26 protein-coding genes are annotated in these 21493 nt (G+C 62.6%); 7 read left to right on the top strand and 19 right to left on the bottom strand.

The features are described from left to right. Nucleotides 1-19: 19 nt before the first annotated feature. A complete protein-coding gene (pgk, locus tag HY247_01910; protein QQG49091.1) occupies nt 20-1240 on the bottom strand; it encodes a phosphoglycerate kinase in 1221 nt (406 codons plus the stop codon). A gap of 207 nt (nt 1241-1447) precedes the next feature. Between pgk and HY247_01915 the strand changes: the two genes are divergently transcribed. Further along, nucleotides 1448-1786 carry a hypothetical protein gene (locus HY247_01915; GenBank protein ID QQG49092.1) on the top strand — a complete coding sequence of 113 codons (339 nt, stop codon included), beginning with the start codon at nt 1448-1450 and terminating at the stop codon, nt 1784-1786. On the opposite strand, the gene HY247_01920 is transcribed toward HY247_01915, so the two are convergent. From HY247_01920 to HY247_01930, 3 genes are read right to left on the bottom strand one after another with little or no spacing between them, the layout of a single operon-like run. After that, a complete protein-coding gene (locus HY247_01920; GenBank protein ID QQG49093.1) occupies nt 1783-2622 on the bottom strand; it encodes an undecaprenyl-diphosphatase in 840 nt (279 codons plus the stop codon). The two genes, HY247_01915 and HY247_01920, sit on opposite strands and share 4 nt — an antisense overlap. 53 nt (nt 2623-2675) lie before the next feature. After that, nucleotides 2676-3098: a hypothetical protein gene (locus HY247_01925; protein ID QQG49094.1), complete on the bottom strand. Its 423-nt coding sequence runs from the start codon at nt 3096-3098 to the stop codon at nt 2676-2678. 48 nt (nt 3099-3146) lie between these two features. Continuing rightward, nucleotides 3147-3551 carry a hypothetical protein gene (locus tag HY247_01930; GenBank protein ID QQG49095.1) on the bottom strand — a complete coding sequence of 135 codons (405 nt, stop codon included), beginning with the start codon at nt 3549-3551 and terminating at the stop codon, nt 3147-3149. Between the two features lie 110 nt (nt 3552-3661). Between HY247_01930 and HY247_01935 the strand changes: the two genes are divergently transcribed. After that, nucleotides 3662-4912 (top strand): hypothetical protein, encoded by a 1251-nt coding sequence (locus HY247_01935; GenBank protein QQG49096.1) that lies wholly within the window; start codon nt 3662-3664, stop codon nt 4910-4912. Between the two features lie 391 nt (nt 4913-5303). Here HY247_01935 and HY247_01940 read toward each other — a convergent pair whose 3' ends face one another. Beyond that, the gene (locus HY247_01940; GenBank protein ID QQG49097.1) at nt 5304-5507 is read right to left on the bottom strand and encodes a type II toxin-antitoxin system CcdA family antitoxin; all 204 of its coding nucleotides are present in this window, start codon (nt 5505-5507) and stop codon (nt 5304-5306) included. A 249-nt stretch (nt 5508-5756) separates the two neighbouring features. Further along, a complete protein-coding gene (locus HY247_01945) occupies nt 5757-6584 on the bottom strand; it encodes an ACT domain-containing protein (GenBank protein ID QQG49098.1) in 828 nt (275 codons plus the stop codon). 260 nt (nt 6585-6844) lie between these two features. Between HY247_01945 and ftsZ the strand changes: the two genes are divergently transcribed. Then, complete coding sequence (ftsZ, locus tag HY247_01950; GenBank protein ID QQG49099.1) at nt 6845-7885, top strand: cell division protein FtsZ; 1041 nt, start codon at nt 6845-6847, stop codon at nt 7883-7885. A gap of 48 nt (nt 7886-7933) precedes the next feature. Here the strand turns inward: ftsZ and HY247_01955 are convergent, their stop codons facing one another. The 5 genes from HY247_01955 to HY247_01975 all read right to left on the bottom strand — a co-directional run bounded on the left by HY247_01955 (nt 7934) and on the right by HY247_01975 (nt 10574). Beyond that, nucleotides 7934-8173, bottom strand: a complete 240-nt coding sequence (locus HY247_01955) for an AbrB/MazE/SpoVT family DNA-binding domain-containing protein (GenBank protein QQG49100.1) — start codon at nt 8171-8173, stop codon at nt 7934-7936. 87 nt (nt 8174-8260) lie between these two features. Then, nucleotides 8261-8617 carry a hypothetical protein gene (locus HY247_01960; protein ID QQG49101.1) on the bottom strand — a complete coding sequence of 119 codons (357 nt, stop codon included), beginning with the start codon at nt 8615-8617 and terminating at the stop codon, nt 8261-8263. Nucleotides 8618-8688: 71 nt separating this feature from the next. Next, nucleotides 8689-9063 carry a DUF393 domain-containing protein gene (locus HY247_01965; protein QQG49102.1) on the bottom strand — a complete coding sequence of 125 codons (375 nt, stop codon included), beginning with the start codon at nt 9061-9063 and terminating at the stop codon, nt 8689-8691. A gap of 25 nt (nt 9064-9088) precedes the next feature. Then, nucleotides 9089-9643, bottom strand: coding sequence for a hypothetical protein (locus HY247_01970; protein ID QQG49103.1), 555 nt, complete (start codon nt 9641-9643; stop codon nt 9089-9091). 103 nt (nt 9644-9746) lie between these two features. Continuing rightward, on the bottom strand, nt 9747-10574 hold the full coding sequence (locus HY247_01975) for a hypothetical protein (protein QQG49104.1): 828 nt from the start codon (nt 10572-10574) through the stop codon (nt 9747-9749). Between the two features lie 143 nt (nt 10575-10717). On the opposite strand from HY247_01975, the gene HY247_01980 reads away from it, so the two are divergent. After that, a complete protein-coding gene (locus HY247_01980) occupies nt 10718-11026 on the top strand; it encodes a hypothetical protein (protein ID QQG49105.1) in 309 nt (102 codons plus the stop codon). Here the strand turns inward: HY247_01980 and HY247_01985 are convergent. The 3 genes from HY247_01985 to HY247_01995 all read right to left on the bottom strand — a co-directional run bounded on the left by HY247_01985 (nt 11023) and on the right by HY247_01995 (nt 13124). Then, nucleotides 11023-11289 (bottom strand): hypothetical protein, encoded by a 267-nt coding sequence (locus tag HY247_01985; GenBank protein QQG49106.1) that lies wholly within the window; start codon nt 11287-11289, stop codon nt 11023-11025. The genes HY247_01980 and HY247_01985 overlap by 4 nt on opposite strands. Before the next feature lie 71 nt (nt 11290-11360). After that, nucleotides 11361-12695, bottom strand: a complete 1335-nt coding sequence (locus HY247_01990) for a cytosine permease (protein ID QQG49107.1) — start codon at nt 12693-12695, stop codon at nt 11361-11363. A 30-nt stretch (nt 12696-12725) separates the two neighbouring features. Further along, nucleotides 12726-13124, bottom strand: coding sequence for a PadR family transcriptional regulator (locus tag HY247_01995; GenBank protein ID QQG49108.1), 399 nt, complete (start codon nt 13122-13124; stop codon nt 12726-12728). 64 nt (nt 13125-13188) lie between these two features. On the opposite strand from HY247_01995, the gene HY247_02000 reads away from it, so the two are divergent. Then, nucleotides 13189-14070 (top strand): isoaspartyl peptidase/L-asparaginase, encoded by an 882-nt coding sequence (locus HY247_02000; GenBank protein QQG49109.1) that lies wholly within the window; start codon nt 13189-13191, stop codon nt 14068-14070. A gap of 47 nt (nt 14071-14117) precedes the next feature. Then, nucleotides 14118-15074, top strand: a complete 957-nt coding sequence (locus HY247_02005; protein QQG49110.1) for a hypothetical protein — start codon at nt 14118-14120, stop codon at nt 15072-15074. Here the strand turns inward: HY247_02005 and HY247_02010 are convergent. From HY247_02010 to HY247_02025, 4 genes are all read right to left on the bottom strand, one after another. Then, nucleotides 15071-15757, bottom strand: coding sequence for a methyltransferase domain-containing protein (locus HY247_02010; protein QQG49111.1), 687 nt, complete (start codon nt 15755-15757; stop codon nt 15071-15073). The genes HY247_02005 and HY247_02010 overlap by 4 nt on opposite strands. Next, complete coding sequence (locus HY247_02015) at nt 15754-16611, bottom strand: NAD(P)H-hydrate dehydratase (GenBank protein ID QQG49112.1); 858 nt, start codon at nt 16609-16611, stop codon at nt 15754-15756. Before HY247_02015 ends, HY247_02010 begins: the two co-directional genes overlap by 4 nt. 10 nt (nt 16612-16621) lie before the next feature. Next, the gene (locus HY247_02020) at nt 16622-17362 is read right to left on the bottom strand and encodes a helix-turn-helix domain-containing protein (GenBank protein QQG49113.1); all 741 of its coding nucleotides are present in this window, start codon (nt 17360-17362) and stop codon (nt 16622-16624) included. Between the two features lie 68 nt (nt 17363-17430). After that, nucleotides 17431-19308: a glycosyltransferase family 39 protein gene (locus HY247_02025; GenBank protein QQG49114.1), complete on the bottom strand. Its 1878-nt coding sequence runs from the start codon at nt 19306-19308 to the stop codon at nt 17431-17433. 55 nt (nt 19309-19363) lie between these two features. Between HY247_02025 and tgtA the strand changes: the two genes are divergently transcribed. Next, on the top strand, nt 19364-20833 hold the full coding sequence (gene tgtA / locus HY247_02030; protein QQG49115.1) for a tRNA guanosine(15) transglycosylase TgtA: 1470 nt from the start codon (nt 19364-19366) through the stop codon (nt 20831-20833). On the opposite strand, the gene HY247_02035 is transcribed toward tgtA, so the two are convergent. Then, nucleotides 20787-21482, bottom strand: coding sequence for a proteasome assembly chaperone family protein (locus HY247_02035; protein ID QQG49116.1), 696 nt, complete (start codon nt 21480-21482; stop codon nt 20787-20789). The genes tgtA and HY247_02035 overlap by 47 nt on opposite strands. Nucleotides 21483-21493 lie beyond the last annotated feature (11 nt).

Here is a 21493-nt window from a genome sequence, read left to right on the forward strand (position 1 = left end):
GTCCGAATTCCGGCTCATCTTAAACCGTTCTCGGGCCCCACTTCTCCGCCGAACGTTCGAGCGCGTCGATCAGGGGGAGCCTCTTCCCTGCGAGGTACTGGACGAGCGCCCCTCCTGCCGTGCTGGTATGGTCTATCCGGTCGTGTATCGAGTACTTCCTAAGGGCGGCCGAAAGGTGTCCCCCGCTTATGATCGTGGTCGCCAGCGAGTCAGCCATCGCCTTCAGCAGGTGCTCGGTCCCATAGCTGAACTCGTCCCACTCGAAGGCCCCCGGAGGCCCGCTCATGAACACGGTCCCAGCTCCCTTGATGAACCTCTCATACTTCTCGACCGTCTTCGCGCCAATGTCCATCGCCTGCCCGGGCCCAGAGAGCTCCTTGACGTCGACCTCCCTCCTCGCACCATCGAGCTTGATAGCGACGTCGATAGGCATCGCGAACCTGTCAGGGTCCTCGTCAATCAGCTGCCTCGCCTTGAGAAGATACCTGCTCTCCCCGTCGATCCCCAAGTCGCCCCTGTACTTCCCGGCCGCCTTCAGGAAGACCAGGCCGACGACACCGCAGAGCAGGACCTTGTCCGCCCTGTTGTTCGCTATCAGCGCGTCGATCGCCTCCAGCCTGTCGCTGACCTTGGCTCCACCTAGGACCGTGACGTACGGGCCCTTCTCCACCGACGCGATCCTGTCCAGCATCCTCAGCTCCCTTCCCACCGTCCTCCCCGCGCAAGTGGGCACCAAGCCGGCGAACCCCACTATCGTAGGAGAGGACCTGTGCGCGGTCGAGAACGCGTCCAGCACGCAGGCGTCGACGTGAGCCCTGAGCCTGCCCACAAGGAAAGTCTTCTCTGCGTCCTGTGGCTTGTACTCGTGATTCTCTTCCGCCGTGAACCTAAGATTGTCGAGGAGAAGGACCTCGCCGTCCCTCAGCGAGTCGATCTCCGCAATGGCAGCGGGCCCGAAGACGTCGGGCACGAACTTCAGGGGCTTGCCCAGGATCTCCCCGAGCGCCTTGGCGTGCGTTTCCAGGCTGATGTAGTCCGAACGCCCGACCCTCCCCTGGTGCGAGGCGACCACGACGCGCGACGCACCCAGGTCCTTGATTGTCGCCGCCGCCTCCTCGAGGCGAGCCTGCTCGATGAGCCTACCGGTCTCCGGGTGGACCGGCGTGTTGATGTCGACGCGCAGGAAGACGCGCTTGCCCTCGAGTTCGAGGTCTTCAAGCGTCAGCATCTTGATGGGCATCGGCGCTTGAACCCTGAGCCCTCCCCTTCGATTATATGCCTTGCGCAGCCCAGTGGCAACGGGGGCCTTGGAGAGCCTCCTGAGCTGTTAGGATAACCACCCTGCCACGAGGGAATTCCTCTTCCCGCAACTTAACGCCACGGGGACTTGCCCTCGTTCTGCCTCTAATCACGCTTAAAGAGGCTCTTGGGCCCGAACCTGACCGAAGTGCACAACGAGACGCTCACCAACGCTTTCTGGGGCCTCTTGCTCGTCTGGTTCGGAGTCAACGCCGCCTTCCTCAAAGGCGACCTTGTCGTGACAGTCAACGACCCGTTCTTCGGGCTCGGGACCGGGCTCCTGCTCCTCGCTCTGAACCTGGCCCGCTCCCTCCTGCGGCTCAGACTCAGCGTGCTCACCATTGGGCTCGGCGCCCTCCTGTCGATAATCTATGCCCTGGTTGTCCTGCTCGACTTCAAGGCGCCCTTCCTCCCGGCGCTCCTCGTCATAGCTGGCCTCGCTCTGATAATCGGGGCCTTCCGCACAAGGAACTTCCAGGCCTACTAGGCTGCACCGAAGTACAGGTTGGCCAGGCCCCCGGCGATGGCGAGCGCGCCAAGAGAGATCGTGAGCAGTGAAATCCTCCTCCCTCCTGCCACCTTCAAGAGGGCCCTGATCGACACAAGCCCAACCACCACGGTGACCACCATCGCAAGCGCCACCACTGCCGGTGAGATCACATCAATCGCAGCCCCGATCGTCCCTCTTGACAAAGCGAACGTCGCGGCCGCCGCGCCCGCCGAGGCTGGTATCAGCGCTAGGAACGAAAGCCGGAACGCTTCTTGAGGCCTGACCCCCATCAACAGCATCACGGAGACGGTCGAGCCGGACCTGCTGACTCCCGGAAAGGCCGCGAGCCCCTGCACCACCCCGATCAGGGCAATCTGGACGACGCTCAGCTCCCTCAGGCCCTTGGTTGGGACGAACCGCCCCTTTGCGAAGCGGATCAAGAGGCCGTCTAGGATGAGGACGCACCCGACAAGTATCATCGGGAGCCCTAGCGCCACCCCCGTCAAGCTCCTGACCACGAAGTAGTAGATCACGCCACCTAGGACCGCAGTGATCGCTGTCACGATGACCAGGAACTTCAGGAGGAGCCTGCCCTCCTCGTCCCCCCGCCCTATGAGCGCCTTCAATACCCTGACTACTTCTCGCCTGAAGTAGATCGTGGCCGCGACGAACGTGGCCCCAAGGAGGAAGAGCCCGAGCGCATAGGCCTGCGGCAAGTCGAGTCCGAAGAGATACGTCGAAGCCACTATCACCTGGGTCTTGCTACTCACCGGGAGCCACTCCGCAATCCCCTGGACTATCCCAAGGACGACCCCAAGCAAGAAGTTCTGCAAACCTCGACCCCTAGCTGGCGCCCCGAAGTTCCGCTATTAAGCTGGAAGGGCCCCTATTCCTCACGGACAAGGTCGTTCCATCCTTTCGCTACCCTCCAGGCGTTCTTGACGAAGCCCGACTGGGGGGCCCTCTCCGGGATCTGCTGGATCTTTAGCTGGTACACTGCCACGGTCTTCCTCCTCTTCGGGTCCCAGATCAGCACGTCCTTCTCGAGGAAGCCCATGTCCAGGAGCTTCCGAAGGAGCTTTGTGTAGAAGTTGTGATAGCTGTACTTGACCCCGAGAGCCCCGCTCTCCAGCTCCTTCGCGAAGAACCTCATCTCCCGCCTCGTCATGGACAGGGTGTTCGACTGCCTCATCTTCGCGACCATGAGCTTCGTCGCCTTGACCGTCTCTTTCCTATCGCCGAAGAGAAAGACAAGGACGTCCCCGGACGCGAGCGTCTTCTCGTTCCAGAATACCTTGATGCTCTTCACTTTGACTACACTGGGCTGCCCCGGTGGGAAGATAAACGAATCAAGTCCCTAGAGTGCCGCCGCGCCCCTGAGGAGGTCGTGGGTTCGCAGGTGGTGCTCGTACGTCCCCTCGTCGGGCAGCAACGCGCCGCACGCAGGGCACTGGAACGTCCCGCGAGGCGCGCGCACATGCCCCTGTCTCCGCAGCCTCGCTATCGGGTCAGCCGAGAAGACGATTATGGCGTCACCGTCGTCCTCCACCCTGTACAGCGGAGCGTCCTTGCGCCTGGACACAAACCCGACGACCAATTTCTTCAGCACCTCTCTGCTGGGCTCCGGGCCCTGCATCATGTCCAGAACGATGCTCGAGTCCTTGATCAGAGCCACCCCCTTGCCCTGGAGCTCGTCCGAGATCTCCGAGGCCAAGGCCAGCTGCTCGTCGAGGGTCAGCTCTCTGCAGTCGACGAAGGTCACCAAGAGCGGGTACGGCACACGGCGTTTACGCGTTTCGTAGCACCTATGCGGAACCCTACGCACTCAGCAGTGGCATACGCTTATCGATGAGGAGGGCCAAGAAGTCCCCGTTGCGAGGGATCGCCTCTGCGCTTGTCCTGGGACTCCTGGTCTTGTTCCCTGTTCCCTCTTCCCACTCAGTGAAGGCCCAGGACCCCGCTCGCCTCCCCGCACAGGGCTGCGCCGACTACCCGGGGAACCCCTTGCTCGACCACTCCGAGCCCTTTACAGCGGTCGCATTCAACAACAGCACCTACACGGACTATGCGACAAAGTACGAGTACCCCTCAGTGATCAGGCAGGGCGGCGCCTACATCATGTGGTTCAGCGGCGCAATCCACAACGTAACAGGGATCTTCACGGCGTCCTCACAAAACGGCATAACGTGGGACGTCCGACCCACCCCCGTCCTGTCACTGGGCCTGAACGGCACCTGGGACGACTCAGCCGTCTACTCGCCCTACGTCCTCTGGAACGGGACCATGTACCTGCTCTACTATACCGGCTCAGGGACCGACTCCTTCAGGCAGGTTGGACTGGCATACTCGCCCGACAACGCCCACTGGACAAGGTACCCTTCGAACCCGGTGCTCACCGCTGGCCCCGGCTACTACGACAGCTGGTGGACGCGCTTCTCCGACGTGATTCTTGACAACGGCATCTTCAGGATGTGGTACACGGGGCACCCAGTAGTCAACTCCAGCAGCTGGTTCCTCTCAGTCGACTACGCGGAGTCGGCCGACGGCATCCACTGGAACAAGTACTCCGGAAACCCGGTCCTCGGGGACTCGCAGTCGTTCTGGAACGGCACTTCGTACTTCAGCCACCCTTCGGTCGTCAAGATGGGGGGCTCCTACATCATGGTCCTCGACGACTACACTCAGATCTCGTACGCCACCTCCCACGACGGGATCAGCTGGACCGCCAGCAAGTCCGTCCTGGTCTCCCCCGCGGGTTCGCCGACATGGGTCAACGGGAGCACCCTGGGCGCCTCAGCCCTGGTCAACGGGTCATCGCTCCTGATCTGGTATTGGGGGAGGGGCTTCAGCTCAGGCAACGAGACATCGGGGATCGCCCTTGCGAAGTGCAGCCTCGTGGTCGTTTCAACGACAAGTAAGTCGACCGAGACCACCACAGCCACGACGACCAAGCTCGTCACTGTGGAAAGGACACAGGTGACAACGAGAACATTCCTCAAGACAGGGTTTGGTTCTCTCGACTCTCCGGAGGGTGCGATCCTGGGGGTTTCGCTGGTCTCCGCGGGACTCCTCCTCGGGCTGGGCCTGATGACCGCGCTCGCCCGGCGAAGACCCAAGGCCTAGCCTGGCTTGGGCTGAGGCGTCCCCGGTTCGGAGAAAGCCGCAAGGTCGCACCGCAGCGCCGTTGAGGGCTCTGCAGGAAGTTCCCCTCGAGGATACATGGGCACTTGGCACTTTCTCCAGGTATAGTGTCCCCTGAAGGGTACCTGCCTGCGCCTGGGAGCAAAGAATGGGGATTGCTGTGGAGCGTTTTTTGGCGGAGCGCCAGTGTCCCTACAGGATAAACAGGTCAGTTCAAGGCGCCGTTACTGGCCGCACGCAAGGACCCCGAACAAATCCACTCGCTGGAAGGGTACTTCTCCGTCCCTGACACCACCCCTCCACGGCTCATCTAATGTCCGTCACAGAACTAATCCGTGCGGGACATGAGCTTCTGACCTGCCGACCAGATTGTTCATCCTTTCGAAAGGACTTCGCCGCTGAACCTGTTCACTACCTGGCCTTGCGCCTTCCTTTTCGCCCTGGCCCTTGCCTCTGCGCGCCTTAGTCGGACTTCCTGCCTGAGCGCCCTTTTGATCACTTGCGAAGGCACGATCCGATACCTCTTGATGTTGGCAAGCAGACCCTCATCTATCGTCACGACCAGTTTGAACTTCATTGCACTCTTCTTAGATGAAGGGACGACAATCGTGGATCCCCTCATAGCGGTTGACGACCTTTCGCTGCTGAAAGCCACGCCAACTGCCCGACGCCCCGCGTCAAAAGGCCTGTTGCCCACTCCGAAGTTGACGGGGGAGGGGGTTGTGCGAGTGTCCTCTGTTCAGCCGCTTGACGCCATCAATGTCGATATCGAGCTTGATAGAGGCAGAACCTTCCCGGCACAGAGACGTGGGAGGCTTCCTTGAGGCTACCTGGCCCGCTCTCCCACCGGGTAAAGCTGCATCGGCCTTGATTCGCGCTTGACCAGGGTGAACTCGCAGCAGTCTTCGCCCCTGGCTACGCACTTCGTCTCCCTGCAGTCCAAGTTCCTGCCGGTGAGTGCGAGCAGCCCTCCAACCAGGAACCCCCTCATGAAGTGCGAGCAGGGCTCCGACGACCTCTGGCCGTCGCACTCGAAACTGTCCCTGACCCGAATGACGGCATAGTTGAACTCCGCGTCGAAGTCGGTCACTTCGGGGACTCCCCAGCCGGTCGCAGAGATCAGCTTCAGTCCATATCCGAAGTTCTTCCGTGCGAAGGCCTCTCCCACGTCGGATACCAGCTGGGTCGCAAGCGTCTTGCCATACGTCCGCCCCTGCTCGAAGAGTATCATGTCCCCTCCCGTGCCGAAGATCCCTCGGATCGACTCGAGCATCCCTGACAGCGCTTCGTGGTTCAGGAGGACCGAGCGCTGTCCCGCCCAGGTCATTGGGAATGTCAGCTGGTCCAGGATTGCCCCTTCGACACCCGAGACCCCTTCAGCGTCGATGACGAATCGAGAAGCCTTCATTCTCTTCACGAGCTCCTCTATCGTGACAGCGTTGTCCTCGAGGACCACGAGTGCGTTGTAGACCGCTGTTTGGCTGCGACTACTGGAAGAGGAAGCACTCTGCTTGATGTCGACGCCCGCCCCCGCCATGATCCCCGCGACCTCGGCCAGCGCACCCTTGGAGTCCTTCATCAGGACGACGATCTGCGCCACCCTCTGGCCTGGAATGTACCTCCCGACGAGCACCTCTTTCGGAAAGCGGTCCAACTGGTGCAGCGACCCAACCAAAAAGATGCGTGAGCAACTAATACGCGTTAGGTAACCGGCAGGTAACTGGGTAGCCTGGCTTGACCGGAGCCTGTCAAGGTTCACATCGACCTCGATTTGGACCCCTTCGGGCAAGTGAGAGAGAAACCAGCGCGAAACGCTCCTCGTCTTACTTTTCTTACCTCCGATGCACCCGGGTTCTATGTTGCCCCTCCGCCCCGCTTTTACCCTTGCCCGGCCCAACAAGGACGAAAATGTCTATGCAAACGCAAGACTTTCTCGAGGCAGAGCGAATCGAAGCTGCGATGCGCATGGCCAGGCCCAACATAACGGTCGTAGGCCTGGGCGGCGCTGGCAGCAACATCATCTCATGGATCAAGCAGCGTGGCCTCACTGGAGGCAAGCTGATCGCTGCCAACACGGACGCGGCGCACCTCAGCATCACCAAGGCAGACAGGCGCATCCTCATCGGCGAGAAGCTCACCCACGGCCAGGGTGCGGGCGGATACCCTGACCGGGGAGCTGAAGCCGCGAGGTTCAGCCTGGAGGACTTGGACAAAGAGACCCAGGGCTCGAACATCCTCTTCCTGTGCGCAGGTCTCGGCGGAGGGACGGGCACGGGCGCGTCGCAGGTCTACTCGGAGGCCCTCAAGGCCAACGGGAGGCTCGTGATCGGCGTGGTGACCTTGCCCTTCTCGGTCGAGAGGTACAGGTACGAGAACGCGAAGAAGGGCCTGGAGCGGATGCGGCAGCACTGCGACACCGTGGTAGCCATCGACAACACCAAGCTGGCCAAGGTGGCCGGCGACCTCCCGCTGCAGGACGCGCTCGGCGTTGCCAACGAGCTGGTGGGCCAGTTCGTGAAGGGCATCACCGAGACGATAACCACTGCGAGCCTTATCAACATCGACTATGCGGACCTCAGGGCGATCATGGAGAGGAGGGGCCTCGCCGCGATCGGAGTGGGGTACGCAGAAGGAGAGGAGCGGGTCGAGAAGGCTGTGAGGCAGGCTATCGAGGGGCAGCTGCTGGACATCAAGGACATCTCGAAGGCCAGGGGCGCGCTGATCCACGTCTCTGGCGGCCACGACATAACCCTGGAGGAGGTGACTAAGGCCGGTGAGCTGGTCACAAAGTCGCTTCCCCCGAAGGCCAAGATCGTGTGGGGCGCCCGTGTGGACCCCACGATGAACGGGCACGCAAGGGTCATGGTCGTCCTGACCGGGATTGAGAGCACCTTCCTGTCAGAAAACGGGTACAAGTTCTCCTTGGGACCGCTGAAAGTAGGCAAGACGAATTAGGCGCCCTTCCGGGACCCGGTTCGTCGGCCCTCCTTTTTTCAGAAGAGACTATTCGTGGCTGATGCCTATCCTTCCGGCGAGCCACCTGACCCTGTCGAGAACCTGTTGGGTCTTGGCCCTCCCCACGACAGTGTCGATGCGCCAGAGGACCACGGCGTCGGCGGAGCCGACCACGATCAGCTTCGAACCTTCCTTGAGGTCGAACTTGTCCCTGATCGCCTTGGGGATCACGACCTGCCCCTTCGCTGAGACCTTCGAGACGTCGATTATCGTCTCGTGGTCCATCACGCATCGACCGGCGAGCAGAGTATGGACAAGGACGCCCAAGGGCGGGGGCCTGCTGCGGATATAACGAGGAAGTATCCGGAATCTGGATTATCTGAAGCAGGTGCGAAGGCGCCGCCCCGCGCCAGCGGCAGTCAGGATCGAGAGCAGCCTGTCCCTGTCCTCGCCCGGGGCGCTCCCCTTGAGCGCGTGCCCTAATGCCGAGAGCACGAGGGCCGCCTTCTCTTCGCCCTTGAATAGTCCCGCGAGCACCTCCATCGTCCTGTCGGGATGGTTGCTGAGGCCTGTCAGGAGGTCGCAGCCGATCTTGCTCGAGAGTTCGTGGTTGAGGACCGGATGGAAGCTGTCGCCGAAGAGCCTCGACATGTGGATGTCCATGACCCGCTGGAGTCCCTGGGTCATGTCAGGGGATGCCCCCTGTTCTTCCGCTTCGTGCTGGGCTTCCACGTCTTCTAGATTCGGGGCCTGATTTAACACCAGAGTAGTTGTCTTCTGGAGAAGATGACTGTGTGCCTATGTCAGCGCTGAAGGTCGCCGTGGTCGGTCGAGCACGATGCGGTGTCATGGAGCCTGGAAAGAACACCGTAGACCTTCGTTTCGATTGCGAGAGGGACGGGTGCCGAGGCGAGCTTGGAGAGAAAGGGCCATCTTGCAATGACCGAAAGGAGCCCGGGGATCGCTCCCGGCCCACTGGCGACCGTGCCGTCGGCAGCGACAAGGTGGAAGGAAGAGTAGCGCTTCGAAGGCGCAACAGGGTCGAGGAGACCATCGCGTTCCGCCTCCTGGATAGGTGAGTATGAGAGCGAGCCCCCGGGGTCCAGGAAGTCGACCACGTCACGCATCCTCTTGCAGGGTCCGCACCCATAGTCGTAGACCAGCACGGCTCGAGGCATGGAAACATCGCAAGATTCCTCGCTCTTAAGTCGACTTCGTGGCCCCGATGCCGATGAAGCGCCCGAGCCTCCCCATGATGCTTGGGGGAGGAGAGCGCTGGAAGTAGAGGTCGAGGTTTAGAAGCCCGAGGGGGGCGTTGGCGCCTGACCCGAGGCGCAGGGCGGGCCTGTTCTCGCACTGGCGGCCGACGTCTGCGAGGAACCGGGACCCGTCGTCAGCCCCGGCGGTGGGCGACGCGTGGAAGCACATGATTTCCCCGGACTCGACGTCCCTTGCCAGCCAGAGGTAGAAGCCCTTCCCCTCAAAGTAGACCTGCGAGCCGTCGATAGCCACCTCCCGCCTGGGCCTTCGAACCTCCTCAGGGAGGCTGTCGTTCAGTGCAAGGAATGCGTCCCGGGCTGCGATGTGGGAGAGGCCGCCGACCATGCGCGCCACTTCCCTGTATGAGTATCCCGCGTTGCAGAGCCCGGCCGCAAGGACCTTCTTGACGACCGGCATCTTGTTGCGCCTGAAAGCGCCGACCGAGAGCGCCCACCCGGCGAGGAGCGACATCGTGCCAGGCTGGTGGATCTGCGCCATCGAGGTGTTAGGTTGGGCCAGAGAGTATGGTTATCCGGGAGACTGAAAGTAACTTAACAGACTGGGTGGAGTTAGTTTACCCCTGCCCCGGCCTTCTCCGGAGCTAACCCCTTGTGAGGGATACGAAGGTGTAGAGCACGATGGCGAGGGGGACGAAGACCGCAGCCCATCCAGCCTTGTTCCAGGCGAAGACTTTGGAGCCGTCCAGCGGTCCCAGTGGCAGCAGGTTGAAGACCGCCAGGAAGATGTTGAAGTAAGTACCGGCCCAGCCAAGTGCAGAGACAAACCCGGGGGGCGAGGCCAGGAAGACGAGGAAGAACGCGAACGCGACCCCGAGGTTCGTGAGCGGGCCCGCAAGAGAGATCTTTCCGTTCTCGGAGCGCGAAATGTTAGACCCGGAGATGTAGGTCGCACCGGGGGCGGCGAAGATGAACCCGATCAGCGAGGTCGCGATGGCGAGGAAGAGGCCGAAGGTCCACATCCTGAACTCTGCCCAATAGCCGTACCTGCGGGCCGTGAACTTGTGGCTCAGCTCGTGGAGGACGAATCCTGAGCCAATCGCGATCAGTGCGATTGCGAGCTTCTCCGACAGGTCGGGGCCCGCGTCCTGTGCGGGGAAGGCCGAAAGGAGGCCGAACACGCCTCCGTTCAGGCTGATGAAGAACGCGAAGCCGAGGCCGAGCCATGCGACCAGGATGTCGCGGACCTCAACGCCGGAGAAAGCCTTGCCCGGCGCCGGGACGCCTTGGAGGCTTGGGCCGGTGGACCACGTGTAGGTGGTCTGTGGCGGGGGGACTACGGTCCTCCTCGCGCTAAGGTCTCCCTTGCAGAGATGCGCCTCGGGAAGGCGGTGGTCAGGACAGTAGGCGCCTCCGCAATAGTTGCAGACGAATGGAAGGGCTTCGTCCCTGCCGCAGAATTCACACTTCATGCTATTGGTCTCTCTGGAAGAATTGTGTCGTTGCCGCCACGATTTCTATTTTAACGTTCCTCGGCCACTTCGCGAGTTGCGGCGCTCGGTGTCTGCGGTGAGGAGCGGGATACCTTCATAAAGCGTGCCTGAGGATTAGGGCCGTGGTCAGTTTCCTGCCGCCGGACCTGTCCCTGACCTTCCTCGTCGCAGCGATTCTCCCCCTGATAATCGGGTTCATAGTGGGTCTGATCATCAAGAGCGTCCTGAAGATAGGGATACTCATCGCGGTGATCGTGCTCGCGCTGATCTTCCTCGGGATAGTCTCGCCCGACCAGGTCCTGACCCCTCTTGTCTCCCTGTTCAGGTCCGGGAGCTCGCTTGCGGGCCAGGTCGAGCGCCTCGCAGGATACCTCCCCTATTCTTCGATAACTTTCATCATCGGACTCGCGCTAGGATTCTGGAAGGGCTAGCCCAGGAGCCACTCGGCGGGGGGACCGTTTCCTCCGGCGCAGTCGACTACTCCCGAAACCCTCCGCAGGAACGACGGGCAGGCGAAGCAGACGAGGAACGCGACCTCACTCTTCACGACCGGACAGTTGACGCTCTCCTTCTTCATCCTCGAGATGGCCTTGGGGCTCGCCCCTCCCTTCAGCTGCTCGCTGACCACCTTCGGGACCTTCTTCGGCTTCAGCGCCGGGAAGATGTCGACCTTGAACTTGGTCTCCAGGGACACGGCCTGACCGCTTCGTTGAGGGGATAAAAATACTCGGTGCGATGTTCACAGAGGTTTCTGCGGACCGTAGGCTATTTCTTGCGCACCAGATAGGTGAGGAGGGCGGCGACCCCGAAGGACACGAAGAAGCTGATGTCGACTCCTCCTGATAGGTAGGCTAGAGCGCCGACCGGGGGATTGGGGAGGGCGATCAGCGGGACCATGAACGGGACGGAGACCAGGAAGGAAAGCGCGTAGACTCCCAGGCCGGCCATGTCGAACGCCCTTGCGCCTTGGACGCTTGAGGCCGTCGTGCGGCCGCGGAGGTAGTAGTCCACGAGGACGATTCCCAGCCAGGGCATGATCCAGTAGGTTAGGGCGAGGAGGAAGTTCTCGAAGAACGACTCGAAGTTCGAGTTGACCAGGACGGCGACCGCGAATCCCACGACGCCGCCAGCCGCGACCGTAATCCACCTGCCGACCTTCACGTCGAGGACCAGGGCTGAGAGGGAGTTCGTGTAGAGGTTGAGCGCGTCGGCGGCGAAGGCTCCGAGGATCAGGGTCAGCATGGCGAGCCATCCGAACTGCCCCGCGAAGGAGTTGAGGCCCCCGAAGTACCCCAGGGAGACGGTCTGGGGAGCGGTGAGAGACCCGACCAAGGCTCCCACGAATTCGATTGCGAACGACGAGATCGCTCCTCCGGCCCCTGCGAAGAGGATTACCTTCCTTCTAGAAACGCGCTCAGGAAGGTACCTGGAGTAGTCCGAGGCGTAGGGGGACCACGACATCAGGTAGGAGAAGCTTACGACGAGCAAGAGCCCGACCATCCCGAGGCTTGCCCCGCCGGCAGAGGGCTGATAGGCGAACGCCTGCGGAAGCTTTGGGACCGCCAGCACGAAGATGAGCAGGAAGAGGAGGCCCAGTACGACCGACATCACCTTCTCGAAGAGGTGGATGAAGTCGTGCCCGTAGATCGCAATTACTGACTGGATGACCACATATGCGGCTGCGGCGAGCACGAAATTCGCCCCTGGGAGCATAACCTGCAGCGCGACGACCGCGAGTATGGTGTTTACCGTGAACCAGCCCACCGTGCTGACCCAGTTGAGCGCACCCGGCAGATAGTTGCCGACCCTGCCGAAGGAGGCTCTCGAAGAGAGCATCTGCGGGAAGCCCAGGCTCGGGCCCATGCCGGCGGAGAGCCCGAGCAGGACGCCTCCCAGTGCGTTTCCGATGACCAGGATCGGGAGCGCCTCCCACAGGCTAAAACCGAAGAATACTGTCGTCAGGACACCGATGACATAGTCTGCTATGGTCAGGTTGGCAGCGAACCAGAGTGTGAATGTCCTGCGCGGAGACCCGTGCCTGCTCTCAGGCGGCACTTGCTCGATCCCTATGCGCTCTACCTCTGTGGGGGCGTCAGGCAATCTGCGACCCGGTGACGTCCCAGACCCGTTCTAAGCTTTTCCAGCGGTCGGGCCGCCAAGGAACGTCTGGGAGGCTCCCCTGACTCTCCTCTCGAGTTCCCCGTCTCCTGAAAGAGAGGCATACACTTCGAGAAGGCGGACGAGGCGCTCTACGTCCCTGCCGGCCTCTTTGGAGAGGCGCGCGAGCTCGGCCTTCCCCTTCGAGGAAATGATGTACCGGCGTTCGTTGCCCTCCCTCTTGGGGAGCTCGGTGATCAGCCCCTTCTTCAGCAGCTCGGACAGGATCAGGTAGACAGAGCCAGGCCCGGGGGCCCACTCTCCGGCGCTCAGCCTCGAAATGCTCTTGGTTAGCCCGTCGCCCGAGAGCGAAGACTCTGACAGCAGTCTCAGGGCCGCAAGGCGGAGGGCGCCCTTAGGAACGCTGATCACGCCCCATGGTCACTTTGCAACTCTCTAAATACGTGACTCGAAGGCGATGGCGGAAGAAAGTCCCGTGAGGGCAGCCATGATCGTGCACGGAGGGGCGGGGCGGGTCACCTATCGCAAGGGGGACAGGCGATTCGAGGTGCTGAAGGCTGCGGTAGAGGATGGGCTGGGGGCGATGAGGAAGGGGTCGGCGCTTGACGGGGTAGAGGCGGCTGTCGTGGGCTTGGAGGGCTCTGGTCTGTTCAACTCTGGAAGGGGAGCGTGTCTGACGCTCGACGGCGAGGTGCAGCTCGATGCCGCGGTCATGACCGGGAAGGGTCTCAGAGGAGCCGGAGTGGGGGCCGCCACGTGTACCTATCACCCTGTCTCGCTCGCCAGGTGGGTCATGGAGCAGACCCCACACGTCCTCATGGTGGGGGGCGCGCTGGAGGAGTGCGCAGTCGCTGCCGGGATGAAGGTTGAGGAGGTGCGCCCATCGAAGGCGGCGCTCAAGAAGTATGCGACCCTGACCTCGGGCAAGGTCTCGGGCCGCAGTCCCCGCGGCGGAGGCACGGTGGGTGCGGTCGCGCTCGGAGAGGACGGGGTCCCTGCAGCGGCGGTCAGCACAGGAGGGATCTGGCTGAAGAGGAGCGGCAGGGTGGGGGACTCGGCAGTCTTGGGGGCTGGGCTGTACGCTGACGCGAGGTCGGGCGCGGCCTGCGCCACAGGGACCGGGGAGGAGATCATCAGGACGGCTCTATCCCTCCGTGCGTGCGAGTTCATGGAGGGGTCGTCGGCCCACAAGGGGGCGCTTAGGGCGGTCAGGATGATCACTAGGGAGAGGGGGGCCGAGACTGCCGGCCTGATAACCGTGGACATCAAGGGTCGGGTCGGGGCTGCGTACAACACAGGAGGCATGGGGCGCGCGTGGTGGGACCCGGAACGCGGGCGACCCATGGCGGCGGTCTGACGGACCTCGGCTCAGCTTAAATCCGGCACAAAGCGCCTGCGACTTGCTTGAAGGCGCTCTGCATTTCTCACGTGAAGGACGTGGACGGCCTCGGGGCTGCCGCCATAGTTCGGGCTGCGACAGGCGCAGAGGTCGTGCTCGCTGACTACGACGACCTCTTGGAGAAGCTCGAAGCTGTTCCCAAGGGCGTGGGAGAGCTGGTTCTTTGCGACCTGGGCGCGGACAATGCAAACCTGGAGGAGTTCCTAGGCTTGATCGGCTCGATCGCGAAGAGGGCCAAGGTGAGGTACATCGACCACCACTACATGACGGCCAAGACCAAGGCGAGGCTGAAGGCCGCCGGAGTCAGGGTCGTCCACGACGCGGGAGAGTCCTCGAGCATGCTGGCCTACCTAGAGTTCAGAAGCAAGCTGCCCCATGGGGCACGGCTGATTGCGCTCTGCGGCGCGGTCACCGACTACCTTGACACTTCACCCGAGGCTTCAGCGATGATGGAGCAGGAGGACCGTCAGATGGTGCTCCTCGAGGCCTCGATGCTCTCCTATGCACTCGGGAGGAAGTCCAAGGAGAAGGGCTTCGCCTTGGGAGTGGTCAGGGACCTCTCGGAGATGAAGGCGCCTCACTCGATCGATGGGGTGCCCGAGGCCGCGGTTCTCCAACTGGACGAGCTCGCGCGAATCTCGGAGAGGGTAAGGAAGGAGGGCCGCAGGATCGGGAGGCTGGCATATCTAATCACTACGCAGTACTCCACCGGAAACGTCGCAAAGCTCCTCATCGGTGCGTTCGGCGTGCCGGTCGGTGTCGCGATGAAGGAAAAGCAGGAGGGCTGGTACGAGGTGAGCCTCAGGTCCACCTCGGTGAGCAGGGTGCACCTCGGACGGACCATAGCGAGGATTGCTGCCTCTCTAGGGGGAAGCGGGGGCGGGCACAGGAAGGCTGCAGGGTGCAGGGTCCCGGTCTCGGGTGCGAAGGAGTTGCTGAAGGCCCTCTCGAAGAAGGTCTAGCGCGGCCTCGTTGCAGTGAGGACGATCGAGGCTCCGAGATTGGGCTCCGCGATTGTCACACCGCCGAAGTGTCGGGAAAAGGCTGCAAGGAGGGAAGAGTTGGGCAGGGTGAGGACGTAGGTGTCAAACAGAGAGCCGTACGCGAGCCCCTGCCTTCCAGCGGTGACGAGCCCCAGAACGCTGGGCACAGTCCTCAGGTAGGCCGCGACTAGGAGGCCCTTGACGGGCGAGTCTGGCTTCCCTAGGTCGCAGACCCCGACCCTCCCTCCGGGACGGACGACGCGCGCCAGCTCGGAGAGGGCGGCGGGCAGGTCCCGAGAGTCCCTGATGGCGTAGCTGGAGGCAGCCCCCGCGAAAGAAGAGTCCCGGAACGGGAGGTGCTCGAAGAGGCCCTGCACAGAGTCGGGGCTCCCTGACGCTTTGAGCATCGGTCGGGAGATGTCCAGGAGGACGACCGCGAGCCTTGCCTTCCTCAGGGCCTTGGCCATGGTCCCTGGGCCCGAGCCCAGGTCGAGGATGGCCCCTTCGGACCCCGTGAGGAAGTCTGCAACGGCCCTCCTCATCTTCCCGTCGCCGAAGAGAGCGATCCTCGAGGACGCCAGCTCGTAGGAGGGGACCACCCTCTGCAGGGAGTTGACAACGTGCGACCACTTTCTCTGGAGGCCCGGACGCCTCGTGGTCAATTCGTGCGGTCGAACCCTTTCATCGCTGCAGGTATCCGTGAGAGTACGTCAGAGGCTGCGATGTGGAGCCCCAACTCTCGGGCTGCCTCTGCCCCGGCCGAGCCGTTGATGAAAGCGGAAGCGCAGGCGGCTTCGAAGGAGGGTACGCCCTTTGCGAGGAGTCCGGCGCATAGACCAGTGAGGACGTCACCAGTACCCCCCACGGTCATCGCGGGCGAATGGGTCTCGTTTAGGGCAGTCCTGTCCCCGTCCGTGATCACGTCGGCAGGTCCTTTGAGGAGGACTGTCAGCCCAGACTGTTTGGCGCACTTCTCGGCGGTCTTGACCCTCCCGGAAAGCTCGTCGGGCAGCTCGACGCCGAAAAGGCGGGAGAACTCGCCTGCGTGGGGGGTGACAAGCGTGCCGCGACCAAGGACCCCGAGGACCTCCGCCCTGAGGGCATCCGCGTCGAGGACCATGGAGGTCGAGGCGCTCTTCAGCTGGAGGAGGGCGGTTGCGATTGCCCCGGCCCTTTGAGGCCCTAGGCCCGGGCCCACTGCGAAGCAATCGACCCCCTTGGTCCAGGAGAGAAGTTTTGAGACAGAGCCCCTCGTCAGTTTTCCGTCCGGGAGCGGGACCACGATCAGGTCGGGAGAGAGGGATCTTATCGAAGGGGCCACCTTGGCGGGGACGGCAGTGTAAACAAGGTCGACCCCGGACCTGAGCGCTCCCATCGAACAGAGATAGGGGGCGCCATGGTAGAGCCAGTTTCCTCCGAGCACGCAGACAGTCCCGTTCATCCGTTTGTGGGACTTCAAGAGTCGGGGAGGTATGACCCGCGCGACGAACTCCCTGTCGATGGTCTTGGGCTCCATCTCCGCTCGCCTAGTAGTTGTACCTGCGCGACTTTGGCTCCAGGTTGACTAGAGACTCGATCGGGCATGTGAGCCCGAGCCTGCCCTTGAGCTTGGGGACCGCCTGGTCGATCGAAGCTATCGCGAAGACGCCTACGATCTTCGACTTGGCCTTTTCGGCGAGCTTTGCGAGCGCCTCGATGGTCGTCCCGGACCGCACCATGTCGTCCACGATGAGGACGTGCTCGCCCTTCTTCATGGCAGACCTAGGGAGGTAGAGGTACTTGACCGACGACGGTGAATAGACCGCCTTCTGCTCAAGGAAGTCCTCGACCCCGAGGTCCCTCTCCGCCCTGGCCACGGCGAGCCTGACGTTGAATTCGCCCGCGACTTCGGCCGCGAGGGGGACGCCGTCCACCTCCATGGTAAGGACCCTGTCGACCCCTGCAAGGCTGAACTCGCTGTACACTACTTTGGCTATCTGTCTGAGAAGGCCGACGTCGGAGACGACGGCACTGATGTCGTACGACCCGTCCGGTGAGACCTTCACTTCGTCGGCGACCATCTTCCTGAGAAGCCGCTCCCTGAAGGTCGCGATGAACTTCTCGGAGCGCGCGGCGCTCGGGAGGACGTGTCCGCGGACGTACCTGCTGAGGATCGGGGCCGAGAGGCCGAGGACGGCGGAGAGCTCGCGGTAGCTGTAGTTCTTCTTGAGGGTGGCCAGGAGTTCTACGGACGATACCCGCGTCTTGACGTCTGCGACCCTGGTCAACCTGCTTCCCTGCCCACTTTGCAGGTTGGCGTAGATTAGCGTATCTCCGGCGCCCGGGATTCGACAGGTCAGTGTCCAAGCAGCGCCCGGAGGTAGTCGGGCAGGAAGGCCTTGACCGGGAAGTAGAGAAAGAAGATCCCGAAGGCTGCGATGACGTACAGCGCCGCCATCTTGCGGGGGAACCATTCCCTTGTGATGAAGTAACCGGCCCCAGACGCGAGGGCGGGCATGGCAGGAAGGATGTAGAAGGGATAGGTGACCCGTCCGTAGGCCATGAGGAGTAGGTAGGGAAGGTAGGACCAAAGGAACCACACTAGTATGAAGACCCCGAACCTGTCGGCCGCGACCCGGCCTGGGACGGCCCTTCGCGCCTTGTAGAGGGAGTGGACGACAAGGGGGACCCAGATGAAGACCTCCCAGACGACCAGTTGGTTGGCGACCCCGAAGTACCCCGCAGAGACCAGCCTGAGGCCGCTTGCGGCCGAGGTCGCGGTCGTCACGAGGTACTGCACGGGGGCATAGTAGACGAGCCAGTCGATCGGAAGGATTGGGGGACCCCCGGGACTGTTGGGGAACTTGCACCAGTATCCGGTGACCGGCTGGCAAGCCAGCTGATGCGCGACTAGCGACGACCCGTACGAGAGCATGTACGCCACGTGCTGGAAGAACCAAGGAGTCCCTGACCCCAGGAGGGAGTCGTAGAGCTGGACGACCGCCACGAAGGTCAAGACTGCGGCGGCGACTGTCCCGGAGACCCGGTACGCGGCCACCCTGAGGCTCGGGGAGCGAAAGACCAGCTCGTAGGTTGCGATTGCGGCGAGCGCGAAGAGGGCCGTTTCCTTTGAGAGTGCGGCGAGCCCGAAGAACAATCCTGACGCCATGTAGTTGTCGATTCTCCAGACCTTCCCCGGCTTGAAGTAGAGGACCAGTCCGACCAGGGAGAAGAAGACAGAGGGGACGTCTATCAGAGCCGCGGAGGAGTGGACGAAGAACAGGGTGTCGGAGGCGAAGAGGAGGGTCGAGAAGTACGAGAGGGCCCGGTTCCTGGTCAGCAGGTAGACGAGGACGAAGAGGAGGGGGATGCTCAGTGTGCCGAGGATCACGTTGGGGAGCCTCCATCCGAGGTCGTCCAACCCGAGGACGGCGATTCCTCCCGCGATCAGCGCCTTTGCCAGGGGCGGGTGTTCCATGTTGCAGTTGTCCGCGTAGGGCGCGCACTGGGCCCCCGACAGGATGGCCTGCGCGGCCGGAACGTAGTAGGTCTCGTCCATTATGCACCCGTAGACCCCGCGGCGGTCGCCTTCTTCGGGGACGTGGTAGCAAGTCAGGTAGTCGTAGCTGACCGCGACCGTCGATGCCGGAGAAGCGGTCACGTGCCACGTCCCTTCGGTGGACGTCGCGAACCCGAGCAGGTAGGCGCTAGGGGGCTGGACTGGGTACTCGAAGGTGGGCCCGGGGGAGAGCCTCTGAGGGTCGAGGGCCTGGCCGTCCAGGGTGACGGCCACCCTGCCAATCGCGTTGGACCCGGTGTCCTGCACCACCACGGTCAGCTCGGAGCCGAATAGAGTGGTCGTGACAGAGACGTGCGAGTCGGAAAACGAAGTTCCTGGCTGCCCTGACACTTCGCCGGCGACTGAAGTAGGTGGCGAGTTGACGATGTACAGGTGGGCGGCGAGTACGCACAGGGCGATGACCGCGAGGACGGCGTAGGGGCGCCTCCACGCCGGTGCACGGGTCCAGAGGACCACGGACCATGCGAAGAAGGCGGCGAGTCCCGACGCCGCAGCGGAGACAGCGGAGATCTGCGCCACAGCCACGAGGACCTGGCTCGGGGACCTTGCGTTGATTGAGAGGAAGACCACCAAGAGCGCGATGGATGCTCCGGAGAGGCCTGTCGAAGCGCGCCCGACGAACCTCGCCTTCGGACCGGCGCCTGAGGCAGTCATGGATTTTGGTCGCGAAGAGCGGATTTAAGATTGAACGGCGGGGCGCCGGGTGACTGTGGGCTTCACATTCGAGGTAAAGGAGAGTGACGGATGGGGGAGGCTCGGCTCCCTCAGGGTCGGGGGGAAGGTCTTGGAGACCCCGTGCCTTCTACCGGTAATCCACCCCGTCCGGCAGGCTGTCCCGGTCTCTGAGCTCCGTGCCATGGGCTTCGAGGGTCTGATGACGAATTCCTACATCATGTACTCTAGGCTCCGGCAGGAGTCCGCAGAGAAGGGCATCCACAGCCTGTTGGGGTTCGACGGGGTCTTCATGACAGATTCCGGCGGATATCAGGCCCTCGAATACGGGGACCTGGGGTTGAGCTACAGGGACTCGGCGGCCTTCCAGTCGGCGATCGGGTCCGAGTTTGCTGTGACGCTCGACAGGCCGACGGGATATCCTCAGAGCCGTGGAGTGGCGAGAGAAACGGTGGAGTACAGCCTCTCGAACGCCAAGGCAACTCTGGCTGACTTCGGCCAGGGTACGGGCACCAACTGGGTGGGGCCGATCCAGGGAGGGCTGTATTCGGACCTCGTCAGGGCGTCGGCTCGGGAGCTCGCGCGCTCCGGGTTCCAGTTCCTCGCGCTGGGGAGCCCGGTGCAGGTGATGGAGAGCTACATGTTCGCGGACCTCGTGAGGATGATCGTCGCCGCGAAGAAGGCTGTGCCCTATTCCTTGCCCATGCACCTGTTCGGGGCGGGACATCCGCTGACGACCCCGTTGGCTGTGGCGCTTGGTTGCGATACGTTCGATTCCGCTAGCTACATCCTCTTCGCCAAGAAGGGCAGGTACATGACAAGGAGCGGGGTCCTCGCGCTGGAGTCGATGAAGTCTCTCCCCTGCGGATGCATGGCCTGCAGCAGGACAGACATCAGGGACCTTCTCGACATGGAGTCGGCCGAGAGGGTCAAGGCAGTCGCGGTCCACAACCTGAGCACCATCAGAGACGAGGTGAACATGTGCAGGGAGGCGATCTCGGAGGGAAGGCTCTGGGACCTCGTCGAAGAGAAGTCCATGGCTCACCCGAGGCTGAGAGAGGCGTTCAGAGAGTTCGCGAAGCACTCAGGAGACTTTGTCGAAGGGACCCCTCCTATCAAGGACCGGGGCCTATTTGTAAGAAGCGAGGAGGACCAAAGGCGGCCGGAGCTGGTCGGTGCTAGAGCCAGGCTGGGCAGGGCCCTACGACCGTCATCAGGGAAAGCGGTCGTGATCGAGCGAGGGAGCGGGAAGGGACTTCGCCCCAGGGCGCCCCCTGGGGTTGACCGTTATCTCGTCCACCCGGTGCTCGGGGCGTTCCCAGAGGAGCTGGAGTTTGTGTATCCCTTCACACAGACGGTCGCCGAGTCTGAGCCTGAAGGGGAGGCGAAGGAGGCTCTCAAAGCCCTGCGGGCGATGGGATACAGCAGGGTTAGCTTTGGACGGTCGTCAAAGAGCAAGGTCAGGAGTAGACGGACCCGGTCGGGCGCTTCTCCTTCTCCTCGATGAGCTTCAGTTCGCCCTCTATGACTTCTGCTCCCTTGATCAGCGGGGTGGTGTTGGCTTGGAAGTTGTACCGCCTCGAGAGAAAGTCCACGGCGACCGCGGCTGCCCTGGGGTCCACCCTTTCGGTGTTAGAGTAGGCGAGCACCGCAAGGGCAGGGAACGAATGCATTTCAAAGGTGTTGAGCAGGGATGCGACCGGGCCCACGATCATCCGGTCCTCCTCGAAGACCGGCTCGCCAGGGACGCCCCCTCTCTCTGCGAGAGTGCTCGTCATCGCGATCTTGTACTGGCGGTCGTCGTTCCTGAGGGACTCGTCGAGGCCCCCCACCAGGGCGACCTCTTTCACGCCCGACATCAGCACCCACTCGGCGAGGTCTCGGTAGAACTCGTTCTCCTTCTCCCGCACAGGAGACACCTCGGCCTTCAGCATCGCCAGGTCCCCGGCCACGTAGACCTCGTACGGGGTCGCGATTCGCCCCTCCGACTGCGATGTGACCGCTGGCGCATGCTCGTAGTCGATGAAGAGCGACCTCTTCGCTTTGAGCTCGTTGATCAGGAACTTGACGGTCCAGTACCCAGTGGCGCCGATCCCGTGGAAGCCCGCTATCAGAGTGCCGCTTTCGAGCTTCGCACCTTCAGGAAGGACCCGCATTTGACCTCTGG

The organism is archaeon, assembly GCA_016432545.1.
In the GTDB taxonomy this organism is placed as follows: Archaea; Thermoproteota; Nitrososphaeria; order Nitrososphaerales; family Gagatemarchaeaceae; genus UBA183.